Origin of the sequence: Commensalibacter sp. B14384M2 (assembly GCF_016101865.1) — a bacterium.
Classification (GTDB): domain Bacteria; phylum Pseudomonadota; class Alphaproteobacteria; order Acetobacterales; family Acetobacteraceae; genus Commensalibacter; species Commensalibacter melissae.
Genome location: NZ_JACFPS010000002.1, coordinates 428,657 through 442,670, shown reverse-complemented (window position 1 = coordinate 442,670; position 14,014 = coordinate 428,657). Strand labels below are relative to the sequence as shown.

The window sequence follows — 14,014 nt, the reverse complement described above, 5'->3', positions numbered from 1 at the left end:
TAATAATTTTAATTATTGAATAGAATAAATAAAATTATTTGAATGGTATAATTTATGTTTATTGTTTCCAATCTTTTATTTTTAATGATTATTACCATAATTTTACTGTTTTACAGTTATGTTGTCGGATATCCATTTGCCAGAAAAGTAAATAAATACGGATCTTTTGAATTATCTTTCCCTTTTGGTATCGCTATTTTGGGAATAACTGCATTATGGATCAATAATTTATTTAATATTGGAACATTTCAGGCCGCTATAATATTTTTATTTCCTCTGGGTCTGACGTTTTGGATCAATAAACCGAGTATTGAGTGTTATAAAAAAGGTTTTTCTGACAAACCGATTATTATTTTACCTCTGATTTTGTCATTTATAGCAGTATCAGGTGTTTTTATCAAAATAAATGGATCTGATGTTGGGATTTCTACACCTTTATTTGACCATATAAAAATAGCCTTAGTTAATTCAATTGTTAGGGATGGCTTCCCTATAATAAATCCTTTCTGTATTGATCCATCTTCAGGAGAATTATTTCATTATTATTATCTTTTTTATTTATTGTCAGCAAATATTGTTGTATTTTTCCATTGTTCAGGTTTAAATGCCGATATTATTCTTGCTTTTATTTCTGCATTTATTTCTATATTTACTTGTTTCTATTTATTAAGTGAATTATTTTCGAAATCTATTAATAAAAAAAAAGGTCAATACTTATTCTGTTTCTTTTTATTTTCTGGTTCGATTGTTTCTTTTGTCGATTTATTGACTGGTTATAAACTTTTTAAAATTCTATCAAATGTTCATCCCCTAGAATCATGGATTGTTCAAGCCGCTTGGGTGCCACAACATCTCTTGGCTGCATCATGTTCAATTCTGGCCTTATTTTTAATTGGCGCAAGAAATTTAAATAATAAAATAATTTTATTTTCAATTATTATTTTGGTTGGTGCCGGATTCAGCTTTTCGGTATGGGTTGGGGGGCTTACATTTGCGGTAACATCATTAATGATTTTTGTTGAACAAATAGTTGGGAAAAAAAATAAAAAAAATGTGTTAATTAACTGGTTATGGCTGGTTCTGGGGTCTTTTATAATCATTTTACCGATTATGTATAATGTCATTACCGTCCCTGTAAGGGAATCCGGTTTTCCAATACGTATATTTATATATAATTCATCAGTTTATAAACAGTTTATAGATTTTATTTTCTTTTTCACTGGGGCAATGATTTTATGGTTTCCGGTAATAATAATTGGATTATATTGTTTGATATTTGAGATTTTATTAAAAAGAATAAAGATTGATCCATCTTTTAGGGTAATATTATTTATCTGTTTAGGGTCAATTTTTGTTTCTTTATTCATTCACAGTAGTATATATAATGACGATTTGGGTTGGCGTGCAATTTTATTATTTGTTTTGACAGGAACAACGATTGTCACTTTTTATGTCAATGAATATTGTTCCAGTTTCAAAAAAGCAATTTTTATATTCATTGCTCTAATTGGTATTATTGAACCATTAAATTTCAGTAAAATGTTGATATTCGGTGCGGATTATTATAGACCCAGACCAAGTTTAAAAGAATTAAACAAAATAACTCACCAAACCCATAAACAGGACAGATTACTAATTAATATTCATCAAAACGAGACTTTTGAACCATGGGGGGGCAATCTATTGCCACCTATAATGGTTAACAGAAAATTTTGTTTTCAAAATATTAGCTATGTCAAAACTTTTGGGCCTAACTGGGGTGACAAGGTTGAATTGATGGATCATGCGATCAGACAGTTTTATAACGGTAAGGCCAATGATAAGGATCTGGCCTTGATTAAACAGTTTCGGTGTAATGCAATAATTGTTACACGTTATGATCCGGTTTGGAGCTATATGCCTTATACAGATTTAACCAGTGTTTATTCTGATAAAAATTTGAGAATTTATAATTTTAATCGGTGAGGGAATATTTTTAAAGTTAAATCATGATGTTTTTTTCCTATTATAACAAAGTCAAGTAAATGTTATCATGGCGTTTATGAATATTTAATTGATGCTATTTGTCCTGATCTCTGATATATCCCTTTTCTAAAGCTGTATATTGAAGATCAGGCATTCAGATGCGTCTTAGCGATTTTACATTACCGTCATTTAGCTGGTTATTTGCCCCACAAAAAACAGCCTTGATATTTGCGCTTAGAACCATCATTGCCTCTTATATTGTATTGGTCATTGCTTTATGGATGGAATTGGATAGTCCGCGTTGGGCAATTATGGCCGTATGGATTGTAGCCCAGAATTCATCCCGTGGGGAAATCCTTTCCAAAGCTTATTGGATTATTACCGGAAATGTCATTGGTATTATCATGGCATTGGTTATTGCGGGCTGTTTTCCACAACAGCCTTTTATTTTTGAAATTTCAGTTGCTATTTGGGTGTCATTTTGTTGCTGGATTGGCAGTTGCACAAGAAATTTCAGGGCTCTGGGTATGGTGATGGCAGGATATAGTTGTGCCATTGTTTTATATGGTGCCGTTGATAATTTAAATAATGTTTTCATGCTCGCAATGGCACGGGGAAGTTATTTTATTTTGGGCATACTCGCAGAAAATTTTACCGCTCGCCTATTTGATCTCAATTTGCATCATCAGGCCCATAGAAAATTGACAGAGGATTTACAATTGTCAATTGAAGAGGCTGTTAAATCCGTTATTAATATGATGAATGGAGATGATTGGGCGGTTCAACGATCAGATCAATTTTTGGCATCCGTTATTTCATTAAATAATAATATTGAGTTTCGTGAAAAGGAGATGCAGGGTACAGGTCATACAGGGGATCATGCCAGGGCTGTATTATCTTCAGTTTTGAGTTTGATTATCAAAGCTTCGGGTTTATCCATTTTAATGAAACAGACAGAAGGGAAAAATTTACAATTTTCAAGTATTTTACCCCTTACACAAATCTATTTGCAGGAACTGCTAAATCATCTTAAGTCGGGTATTTCCATTGATGCATCTTTAAAAGCTTTGAATTCACTAAGATGGGAATGCCGACAACGTATTGCTGATAGTTTTTACCGTGTATTAAAAGAAAAAAAAATTTCGGATGATGAATATGCAGAAAAAACTTTAAATGATCGTATATTATATCAAGGTTTACGTGAAATTTTGGCAGAATTAGAAGTTACTCTGAAAGAATTTGCTAAAAGTCGAGATATGACCTTGAAAGACCACTTTCGTTTTATTGTCAAAAATAGTTATGATTTCAAAAGAGCTTGGAGAAATGCGATCAGGGCTTTTGTGGCAATAACATTTGGTTGTATTGCCTGGGAAATTACTGGTTGGAGCTACGGTCCGCTTTTTCTTGCATTTTTATGTATGGGATGTGCACGGTTCTGTATATTTGAGAATGCTTCGCTTGCCTGTAAGGGTTGGTTTAAGGGGGCGTGTTGGGCTATATTTGGTGGATTTATTTATAATTTTCTTTTCTTGCCTATTATTACGAATATAGAGGTTCTCTATTTTGTGCTTTTGATTCCGTTCATGATCGGGGGATTAGCAATGGCGGTGCCAAAATATGCTGCGATCGCTTCGGCATGCATGTTTTTTTTCTGTTATATGATTGGATTTACTAATGTTGGTAGGATGGATGAAGTAACCTTTTTTAATGATTCAATGGCTATTTTCATGAGTGGATTATTCGCCTTTACCGCATATCGGTTGGTTTTTCCTTACCAACCTCGTAAATTGAGGTTTCAGTTAAGACAGAAATTGCTACATGGTATGCATCATTTGGCGAATGCTATTGTTGTTCCATTACCTAGAGAGTGGATTAGTTATGTAATTGAAGCTTTTGTCGTGTTAATGCGTCAGCTTGATGAGGACCGAAATACGACGCTGGTGCAAACCTATCGTCATGGAACGATGGCCGTGACATTGATTGGTGTCAATATCATTCGGTTGAGAGCGATGGCTGCCCATGACATCATGACGGAAGATATTAAAAATATTCTAAAAGTTGTTTTAAGACGTATTGCGAAATTTGATGGCCGTCATGCCAAATATGGTCCACATGCAAGAACTGTTGTGATTGCCCATCGTGCCATTTCTCGGTTTCGGGAAAGGGAAAGTCATGAAAAAAATCTGGCAATCCGTATAGAAATCAGTGCCGCTATTTCTTCCCTAATAATTATTTCATATGCCTTGGATAAAAACGGATCTTTCTTACGGTTGTAGCTATTGAACATTATCAAATTGCCAGTAATCCCTTTTCATTTTTCAAAAAAAAGAATAGTTTGGAAACTGTCATCATATTTATGTGATTAAAAAATAAAAAGGTTTTTGTGAGTAGGTGATCGGATCCGCCAATGTGCCGTGGTATAAAAAATATTCATGGTCCAGAAAAAATTTCTTAGAAAATTACCGTTGGATTTATGCCCCAGGCTGGTCAGCATTTATTTTTGCCCTTAGAACTACCATTGCTTCTTTTTTGGCATTGGCAATCGCTTTGTGGCTGGAATTGGATAGTCCAAAATGGGCTCCCATGACAGTTTGGGTTTGTGCAAGGAACACATCACGTGGGGAAACGATATCAAAGGCATATTGGCGTGGTGTTGGAACCGTTTTTGGAGCTATTGCCGCTGTTGTTTTTGTTGCGGTTTTTCCTCAACAGCCATGGTTATTTAACATTACAGTTGCCTCGTTTGTCGCCCTTTGTGTTTGGTGTGGAACATGCATGCAGAGTTTCAAGGCGTATGCCATGGTTTTATCAGGTTATACCTGTGCGATAATTGCTTTTAGTTCCATAAACGATCCACATGGAACATTTATGATGGCAATGGCCAGAACCACTTATATTCTTCTCGGGGTTTGGTGTGATAGTTTCGTGGGTCGTTTTTTTGATGTTAATATCGATAAAAATGCTCGGACCCAATTAAACAACAATCTTAAATTTGCAATCTGTGAAACGATTCAGTCTGTTGTCAATATGCTGTCAAAAGATGAAAAGATGGTTTTGCATTCACAGGAATTGCTGACTTCGGTTATAAGTTTTGATAATTCAATTGAATTCAGGCAGATTGAAATGAATGGTAATGATCATACAGGGGATCATGCACATGCGGCTTTATTTTCAGTGACAGCTGTTTTGGCGCGAAGTATGGGTCTGTCCATACGGATGCAGCATTTCAAGAATGTAACAGCTGACTTTGCTAGTATCATTCCCAATGTTCAGGAATGTTTAAAAAGAATTTTAGATTCCATTGAAAATGATCATGATTTTAATTTGGACCAATCTTATTTGAATAAACTGAGATGGGAATGTCGACAGCATATTACAGATAGTTTTTACAAGAAAATTGATACTGAAACTCCCGATAAGGGGGCAAAACAGAGGGAAATTGTTTTTAACGACCGTATTCTTTTTCGTAAGTTAAGTGAATTACTGGGTGAGATAGAAGTTACTTTAGAGGAATATCATAAAAGCAGTCATCCTATTAAAAATGATCATTTTAAGTTTCATGTTTCTGCACCTTTAAATTTTGATCTGGCTTGGAAAAATGGTTTGCGAACTTTTGTCGCAATGATATCTGCCAGTTTGATGTGGTATATGACAGGCTGGAATATGGGGGGAACCATGGTCTCCCTGACTGGAATGGGATGTGCACGTTTCTGTTTGTTTGAAAATCCTGCACAAGTTACTTTTGGATGGTTTAAAGGTACATTTTGGGCTTTATTGGCAGGAAGTATTTTGACGCTTTATCTCATTCCACCGTTGGGAAATTTCGAATCTCTTTGTATGGCACTTTTTATTCCTACAATGTTGGGTGGATTGGGAATTGCCAATTTGAAAACGCTTCCTGTATCCGCTTCCTATGCCGCATATTTACCCTATATGTTGCAGCTGGATAACCAGGTCAGGTTGAATGAATCAACATTTTTCAATAATTCCCTAGCTTTGCTAATGGGGATATTTTTCGCGATTGCTTCTTTCCGAATAATATACCCCTATAGTCCTCTTAAAACCCGTTTGCATTTACGGCAAATGCTATTGAAAAAAATGCATGCACTCGCTTCTGTATCTTTTTATAAAAGAAGTCCCCGGATATGGCTTTTTCAAACAGCCGCTTTGTTGGTTAATATGGTACGACAGTTGAGCGGTGAGTCCAATACAAAATTGATTCATGCATATAGCCAAGGTACTGTGGCAGTGATGATGATCGGATTGAATATACTTCGTTTGCACTCCATGATCGATCATGATGTTGTGACTGAAGATATAAAGATCTTATTGAGAATTGTTTTAAGACGTATCTCCAAATATAGCGGTAAATATGGTCGGACAGTCGCGGTTTGTCATGCGGTTGTAAAAAGATTGAGAGAGCGTGAAAAAAGTGAAAAAAATCTCGCCCTTCGTATGGAGATTATTGCCGCCGTATCTTGTTTGACTGTCATTGCTGATTCCTTAGATAAAAACAAGGCTTTTCTGGATGTAACTCATCCTTTCCTGCTAAAAGAGGATAGTGTCATATAAAAGACTTGTAATTAATTAAAAAATTGATAAAAATCATTTTGTTATAAATCACCGGGGTGTCCGTTAGGGGCTGAGAATAAACCCGTAGAACCTGATCTGGGTCATGCCAGCGAAGGGAGGAACTTAATGCGATCAATTTTATTTGCTTTTGTACGTTATCTTTTACTGTTAATCCCTATTTTGGGGAGGCTTCCCTCTATTCAGGCAAAAGATATTCATATCACTCAATCTCAACCAGAAACTCATTCGATAACGCGACAGGAAATGCAGTCTGATCCTGGTGAGCAGATTATAGTCAAGGGAACTTTCCGTGGTTATCCTTCTGCCAATGGATATATTGGTAAGCAAGCTGGTGGGGGATTGATTAGACCAGAAGATTCTGTTCGATCCCTTAGTACCGTTTCTTCGGATTTTATTCATAAACAGGCACCCACGTCCAATGTTTACAATCTTATAAGTCTATTGCCAGGTGCAAATGTGTCGGGATCGGACCCTTTCGGACTTGCCACACAAACGGACATGACGGTAAGGGGAATGACTTCTGATTCTATAGGATATGTTCTAGAGGGAATGCCCTTAAATGATGTGTCCGATGGCGGTGGCTATTTGAATCAGTTTGTTGATATGGAAAATCTTGAATCAGTAGGTTTAAGTCAGGGAAGCCCCGATCTTGACAGTCCTGTTTTTAATGCTGCCGGTGGCGTTGTCAACATCAAGTTTCGTGAACCATCTGATCATCTGGGTGGAATGACCCAGTTTTCATATGGTTCTTATCATACGGGTAAGATTTTTGCCCGTATGGATACCGGAAAAATTGGCAAAACGGGTATTAAGGGTTTTATTTCCTATTCTTATACGGATGGGGACAATTGGCGTGGAGCCGGATATGACCATCGTCAACATGTTGATTTTAAATTTACCAAAGAATGGGGGAGTGACAATCGGGTTTCATTGCTTGGTAACTGGAACCGCTCTTTGATGAGCAGCTATTATACGCCCACTAAGCATGAATGGAAAATGAACGGGATAAAAAACGGTAATAATTATTCAGGCACATGGTATCATAATGGAATAGACAATAGTAATTACTGGAAATTATATCAGCAAACCTTTCAGCAAATTTATCTTGCAACTCCCGGACAATTCACGCTGACAGATAAATTGCAATTTACAGTAACTCCCTATTTTCAATATGGTTATGGAAATACGCCATATGGAGCTATGCTTTCCGATCGTGGATTATGGCAGGGTACTCTTCCTGTGGAAGGGAGCATTTCCATTCCAGGGGCTGTTGACGGTCAGGGAATAGTTATGGGAGATTGGTTCCAGCGAACTTATCGTTCAGGTTTCACTCCAGAATTACATTTAAGATTAAAACATCATCATTTATACTTGGGATATTGGTATGATTATTCAGACAACTTGATAAATGAACCTTTTACGCCAGTATCAGAAAATGGCAAACCATGGGACTTGTGGGGGGGGAAAGGCAAGACGATCCGTTTACCAGACGGTCAACCACTTTATGCAAGGGATACAAGTATAATTACGCAAGTAAATGCGGTATTTATCGGGGATCGCATGAATTTTCTTCATAACAAACTGCATATTGATGTGGGATTTAAGCAAGTTATGCTATCACAGGCTGGATATAATCGTATTCCAGGACCTCAATATCGTACCGGTAACAATGTTGCCAAACCATTGCCCAGAATTGGCATGGTTTATCAATTTACAAAGGAACATCAGCTTTTTGTCAGCGCAAGTACAAATTTTTCTGTTCCCCATCAATCGACGTTGTTTGATACCTATGATCCAAATTCTGGAACATTGACAAAGAAGGGGACAAATCATCTGAAAACAGAATATTCTATCGAGGAAGAGATTGGCTATCGCTATAATGGTCCACGACTGGTTGGTTCGGTTACATTTTTTAACTATAATTATACCAATCGCATGATCAAAACAGTTTTACGACAAAACAATGCATGGATAGGATCTTCAATTAATGCGGGTGGACAGACCTCACGTGGAATAGATGCTGAATTAGGATTGAAACCCTGGCATCATTTTAGTCCCTATATATCAGGGGAGTATTTAAATGCAACCATGGATAATGATTTTAAAACACGTGGAGATTATTTGCCTACCAGCGGAAAAAAAGCGGTAAGAAGTCCATCCTGGCAGTTTGCAATAGGGCTAACCTATGATGATGGACATTTTTTTGCCAATGGAAATATGAAAATGGTAGGCAAGCAATATGCCACCTTCATGAATGATGAAGCAATGGGTTCTTATGCAACTGGCAATCTTGCACTTGGATACCGTTTTGATTCTATTTCTTTTGCAAAATATCCAGAAATCAGGCTTAATTTTATAAATATAACTGATCAAAAACATCTGTCAGGAATAGGTACTCCAACATCAAATGCTCATAATACGGTTGGAAAAAATGGGACTGCAATCAAGGGTTCATCACCTTATTATAACATTGGTGGAGGATTTGCCACAATGTTAACGCTAACGTCCGCTTTATGAAAGTCAGGATGATGATGAGAATTTCAAGAATATTTATCTTTTTTGCGATTTTGTGTTCCATTTCCCAGGTAAAGGCAGAGGATAAAGTCACCGTAATTTTGGACTGGTTTCTCAATGCAAGTCATGAATCTTTGCTGGCTGCTCAATATAGTGGAGCTTTCAAACGTTACAATCTCCAGGTTGAGATGATCTCACCCGCTGATCCTGGTACACCACCAAGATTGGTAGCTGCGGGACAGGCAGATATTGCGATCTCCTATCCTATTCAATTGGGTATGATGATTGACCATCATATTCCGTTAATACGAATTGGATCTCTTTTAAATCAGCCCTTAAATACATTGATTACCTCGCGGAATATCAAGACCTTACAAGATTTAAAAGGAAAAAAAATCGGTGTTTCCGTTGCCGGGGATGATCATACGATTTTGAAAACAATGTTGGAAAAGACAAACGTTCAGTTATCCGATGTACAGATCATAAACGTTAATTTTCAGCTAGAACAGGCATTAATGACTGGGGCAGTTGACGCAGTTATCGGTGCATCACGGAACTATGAAGTGATTGATCTTGAACAGAAGCATTATCAATTCAATATTTATAATCCAGAAGATTATGGTGTTCCAATTTATGATGAAATGATTTTTGTAACTCGTCCTGAACTTGTAAAAGATTCACGAATTATCCGTTTCATGCAGGCCTTAAAAGAGGGGAATGTATATTTGAAAAGCCATTCTCTAGAAGTGTTTAACAAGACAATTAAAGATCATCCTGAATTGAATACGCCCTTAAATAAAACCGCTTGGAATGTGACCCTAAATTTATTACCGACAGATCCAGTTATCTATGATAAAGCAAAATATCAACAATTTCTTGATTTTTTGTGGAATAAAAAGGTTATCAAGCATCCTGTACAAATTTCATCATTTACAGCTTATTGATAAATGGTAATAATCTTAATAATTTTTTAAATATATTGAAAGTAACATGGAAGTCAAATAATATCAAAATTATAATAAAATTTATTTAAGTTCGAAATTTTAGAAAGATTATTATGCAGGGTCAATTACTAAATTATATAGTGCAAGATAATAAAGGCTATATTGTTGGAGATAATGGTCAACGTTACCAATTTTCTGGAAATGAATGGAAAGAAAATCGTATTCCAACCAAAGGGGAGCGTCTAGATTTTGAGGTTGATGCCTCAGGACAAGCTAAATCAGTTTTCTTTGCTCTTGATAGTCAGAATGGTTCAAGTCATGAACAAAATAGTGATCAATTCGATCCAAACATGCATGAATTATATCAAACAGAGTCAACTTATAATATGTTTCAATGGTTCTGGAAATGCTTAAGAAATCTTTTTAATTTTTCTGGAAGGGCAAGAAGAAAAGAATATTGGTTTTATATGTTGATTTTGTTTTTATTAACTATTTTTATTAATGTTTTTGTACTTCTGGTTGTTGGTTTTATGGTTGGAAATCTTGATGACTATACAATGAGCATATTGACAAATATTACAAGTTCATTACTAGTCATTGTTTTTATAATTCCCTCATTCGCAGTAACCGTTCGACGTATGCATGATATAAATCATTCGGGTTGGTGGCTTCTAATAAGTTTTGTTCCCATTATTGGTTCAATATTATTTCTAATATGGATGTTGAAAAATACCAAATTTGAAAGAAACAAATGGGGATCACCTGCTAAATCCAGATAGATGATAATTTTTATGAAATTCGTATAATCATTAAATTTGGTATAGAATTTAAAATTCATATACTATTACGGTTAAAATCCGTAATAGTATAATTTAAAAAATCATATAGTGTTTAAAATAATTTTGCATAAAAATGATTTTAAACCAGAGGCAGATAACTTCACATTGTTGCACTTCAGAAAATAAAGGCTCTTTATGTAGAAGACAATGATCAATGTTATCAATTTCTGGGAAAAAATGGTAAGAAAATTATCATCCAGCCAAAAGGGGAATGTCTTGATATTGGTTGTTGGCGCTTTGGAACAAGCATATTTTTTTCTTGTTCCTGTTGAAAAATTCTAATAAATTTTGTGAATTATTAAGGTAGAAATAACCAAAAAAATTCGGTATCACATTTCATTTCAGGATTTATTGTTAATCTTTATTTTGTAAATATATTTTTTTAAGATTTTCATAAAAATTTTTAGGCGGTTTTGTGTTGAGAAATCTTGCTGTAATTATTCATCACTTACATGATATTAATTGTTCAGGCTAATGGTTATTGATGTATCCGATTGATAAATGTTTTATTATTATTATTTGACATGCAATGAATACATAATACCGGATTTATCAATGGGAATCTCCTGTCTAAATTTTCAACAATTAAGATATATCTTGAATTAGGGATCATATTAGAAGGCAGTGATAAAACTGCCTTAGGAATTTTGATTAATGAGTTAAACTATGATGATAGGATAATTTTGCCATAGCACAGGAAACAAGACGACTATCCAAACTGCTGGCACGACTGGTTAAAATGATTGGGGCCTTCGCACCTAGTACTATTCCAGCACTGTCTGCCTGTCCAATGAATGATAGAGATTTGAAAAAAATGTTTCCTGCCTCTAGATTGGGAACAACCAGAATTTGGGCCTTTCCAGTTACGGGTGTATCAAGACCTTTCATTGCCGCTGCCTCAGGGCTGATGGCATTATCTAATGCAAGAGGTCCATCAAGAATACCATTAACAATTTGTTTTCGATCTGCCATTTTGCACAAGGCTGCGGCTTCAAGAGTAGAACTAATATCTGGATTTACCATTTCTACGGCTGAAAGAATTGCAACCTTGGGAACGCCATATCCTAAAGCATGATGCAGATCTATGGCATTTTGAATAATATGCATTTTAGTGACAAGATCCGGGGCAATATTAATGGCGGCATCTGTAATCATGTAAGGGGTATTCCAATTGGGACCATCCATTAGGAAAACATGGGTAATGCGTTTACCTGTTCTTAAACCGGTCTCTTTATTGATTACAGCTTTCAAGAGAATGTCCGTATGCAGACTGCCTTTCATCAATAAATGCGCTTTTTGTTCGCGAATTAATTTTACACTATGTGTGGCGGCCTCAGATTCTGAAGATGCCTCAATAATTTGATGGTTTTTCAGATCCAATCTATATTGTTCGGCGATAAGCTTGATTTGTTTTTTGGGACCAACAAAAATTGGGGTGAGTAAACCAAGTTTAAAGGCTTCAAGTCCTGATTCGATAGCGGTTGCTTCGCATGGATAACATACAGCACAATAAGGTGGGGATTTAACCTTTGCTTTTTCAATAATTTTTTGATGATGGTTATACATGGATCAATTTTTTCCTTTCTTTTTTATTTGTATGTGCCCCCCCAATCGTGACAGTGCGTTTTGCAGGGGACCAGACGGTAGTATTGGAATTTCTACAGGTTCCACCAAAGATGAATGATTTATAGATTTTGTCAAAGGGTAAGTGTTGTATCGTTGGTAAACAAATTTTAAACGAGCCACAATTTTCTGGCCAAAATAAAGATTGATTTTTTCAATAAGACGTTCAGAAAAATATTGAAGTTCGGTTGCTGTTGTATTAGAACATGCAATTGTTAACGTCCCGTTGGCTAGATGACGTGGAGATGTTCTATTGCCGTATATAGGGCCGATAATATCGACCCAATTAATGCTGATCTGGCTGTGGGCAAGGGATTTTTGGCGAAAAGCCTGTTTCGTAAGGCTATGAACAGTACCGCCAATTTGACTCATTGTAAAGGTGCGCCTGTCAGGATGTCGAGAATTCTGTTCTTTTGAAGTTTGTGATAAATTGCGTTTTTTTTGGTTTTGTTTGGGAATATTTGTCATTTTATGTCAAAACAGGGTTTTTGTGCGCAGTCATTATTAGAATGGTATGATCATAATCGGCGAGATCTTCCTTGGCGAGCAAAAAAAGATGAAAAACCAAATCCTTATTATGTGCTGTTAAGTGAAATTATGCTTCAGCAAACACAAGTTGCAACGGTTATTCCATATTTTTACCGTTTTATAGAACATTTTCCAACTATTAATATTCTGGCAGATGCAGATCGTGATACGGTCATGTCACTATGGACTGGACTGGGATATTATAGTCGAGCCAGGAATTTGCACCGTTGTGCTCAGGAAATTATGCGTAAAAATGGCGAGGTTCCTGATACGGTCAAGGAACTAAAGGTTTTATCAGGTGTTGGAAATTACACAGCGGCAGCGATAGCGTCAATTGCCTATAATGTTCCTGTAGTGCCAATTGATGGTAATGTCGAACGTCTGACAGCACGTTTATTTACTATCGACGCAGAGTTACCAAAAGCAAAAAAATATCTTGATGAAAAAGCTGGTCATTTAAATGATGATCTTATAGCTAAACAAAGAGCCGGTGATTTTTCCCAAGCGTTATTTGATGTGGGAGCAACAATTTGCAAACCAAAAAAACCTTCCTGTTTATCATGCCCTTTGTCTAGACAATGTTTGGGATATAAAAAGGGAATAGCTGAAACATTGCCAAGAAAGGTCGTAAAATCTTCAAGACCTGTAAGATATGGAATTGCTTTTTTTATTCAGGATCGGGAAGGCAGGATTTTATTTAGGAAACGTCCAGCAAAGGGATTGCTGGGTGGAACCTTGGAATTGCCAGGCACTCAATGGGATTTAAAGCCAATATCACTGGATAATGCAAAAGAAAGCGTTGGGGTGAAAGGATTATTTGAAGACAAAGGTTGCATTAAACATGTTTTTACACATTTTGTGCTTAAATTAAGACTTTATAAAAGAATAGAAAAAATTGATTTATCGTTTAGAAATCGAGATGAGTTATGGTATGATTTCGATGACATACAATTTCTTCCATTTTCTTCATTGATGAAAAAACTTGTTCAACTGGGCTTTGATTGATAG

Annotated in this window: 9 protein-coding genes and 1 riboswitch; of the genes, 7 read left to right on the top strand and 2 right to left on the bottom strand. The window is 35.9% G+C overall.

Going from position 1 to position 14,014, the window contains the following annotated elements; translation table 11 throughout:
• The first annotated feature begins 54 nt into the window (after positions 1 to 54).
• The 6 genes from H3R33_RS05740 (at position 55) to H3R33_RS05715 (ending at position 10,795) form a co-directional block, all read left to right on the top strand.
• Positions 55 to 1,965 (top strand): hypothetical protein, encoded by a 1,911-nt coding sequence (locus tag H3R33_RS05740; protein WP_198184733.1) that lies wholly within the window; start codon positions 55 to 57, stop codon positions 1,963 to 1,965.
• 158 nt (positions 1,966 to 2,123) lie between these two features.
• Complete coding sequence (locus H3R33_RS05735) at positions 2,124 to 4,241, top strand: FUSC family protein (RefSeq protein WP_198184734.1); 2,118 nt, start codon at positions 2,124 to 2,126, stop codon at positions 4,239 to 4,241.
• Positions 4,242 to 4,356: 115 nt separating this feature from the next.
• The gene (locus tag H3R33_RS05730) at positions 4,357 to 6,537 is read left to right on the top strand and encodes an FUSC family protein (protein WP_155566495.1); all 2,181 of its coding nucleotides are present in this window, start codon (positions 4,357 to 4,359) and stop codon (positions 6,535 to 6,537) included.
• A gap of 42 nt (positions 6,538 to 6,579) precedes the next feature.
• Positions 6,580 to 6,672, top strand: a riboswitch (TPP riboswitch).
• Positions 6,664 to 9,075 (top strand): TonB-dependent receptor, encoded by a 2,412-nt coding sequence (locus tag H3R33_RS05725; protein WP_198184735.1) that lies wholly within the window; start codon positions 6,664 to 6,666, stop codon positions 9,073 to 9,075. (Overlaps the previous riboswitch by 9 nt.)
• A 14-nt stretch (positions 9,076 to 9,089) precedes the next feature.
• Positions 9,090 to 10,016 (top strand): ABC transporter substrate-binding protein, encoded by a 927-nt coding sequence (locus tag H3R33_RS05720; protein WP_230882731.1) that lies wholly within the window; start codon positions 9,090 to 9,092, stop codon positions 10,014 to 10,016.
• Between the two features lie 113 nt (positions 10,017 to 10,129).
• Positions 10,130 to 10,795, top strand: a complete 666-nt coding sequence (locus tag H3R33_RS05715) for a DUF805 domain-containing protein (protein WP_198184736.1) — start codon at positions 10,130 to 10,132, stop codon at positions 10,793 to 10,795.
• A gap of 711 nt (positions 10,796 to 11,506) precedes the next feature.
• Here the strand turns inward: H3R33_RS05715 and H3R33_RS05710 are convergent.
• The gene (locus tag H3R33_RS05710) at positions 11,507 to 12,421 is read right to left on the bottom strand and encodes a bifunctional enoyl-CoA hydratase/phosphate acetyltransferase (RefSeq protein WP_198184737.1); all 915 of its coding nucleotides are present in this window, start codon (positions 12,419 to 12,421) and stop codon (positions 11,507 to 11,509) included.
• Between the two features lie 3 nt (positions 12,422 to 12,424).
• Entirely contained in the window at positions 12,425 to 12,946 is a 522-nt protein-coding gene (locus H3R33_RS05705) for a DUF721 domain-containing protein (RefSeq protein WP_110438659.1), read from the bottom strand.
• Positions 12,947 to 12,949: 3 nt separating this feature from the next.
• Between H3R33_RS05705 and mutY the strand changes: the two genes are divergently transcribed.
• A complete protein-coding gene (gene mutY, locus H3R33_RS05700) occupies positions 12,950 to 14,011 on the top strand; it encodes an A/G-specific adenine glycosylase (protein ID WP_198184738.1) in 1,062 nt (353 codons plus the stop codon).
• The last annotated feature ends 3 nt before the right edge of the window (positions 14,012 to 14,014 follow it).

What these genes read in the sequence shown, in the direction of transcription:
- H3R33_RS05740 (WP_198184733.1), top strand. Translation starts at nt 55, where the DNA reads ATGTTTATTGTTTCCAATCTTTTATTTTTAATGATTATTACCATAATT.
- H3R33_RS05735 (WP_198184734.1), top strand. Translation starts at nt 2,124, where the DNA reads ATGCGTCTTAGCGATTTTACATTACCGTCATTTAGCTGGTTATTTGCC.
- H3R33_RS05725 (WP_198184735.1), top strand. Translation starts at nt 6,664, where the DNA reads ATGCGATCAATTTTATTTGCTTTTGTACGTTATCTTTTACTGTTAATC.
- H3R33_RS05720 (WP_230882731.1), top strand. Translation starts at nt 9,090, where the DNA reads ATGAGAATTTCAAGAATATTTATCTTTTTTGCGATTTTGTGTTCCATT.
- H3R33_RS05715 (WP_198184736.1), top strand. Translation starts at nt 10,130, where the DNA reads ATGCAGGGTCAATTACTAAATTATATAGTGCAAGATAATAAAGGCTAT.
- H3R33_RS05710 (WP_198184737.1), bottom strand. Translation starts at nt 12,421, where the DNA reads ATGTATAACCATCATCAAAAAATTATTGAAAAAGCAAAGGTTAAATCC.
- H3R33_RS05705 (WP_110438659.1), bottom strand. Translation starts at nt 12,946, where the DNA reads ATGACAAATATTCCCAAACAAAACCAAAAAAAACGCAATTTATCACAA.
- mutY (WP_198184738.1), top strand. Translation starts at nt 12,950, where the DNA reads ATGTCAAAACAGGGTTTTTGTGCGCAGTCATTATTAGAATGGTATGAT.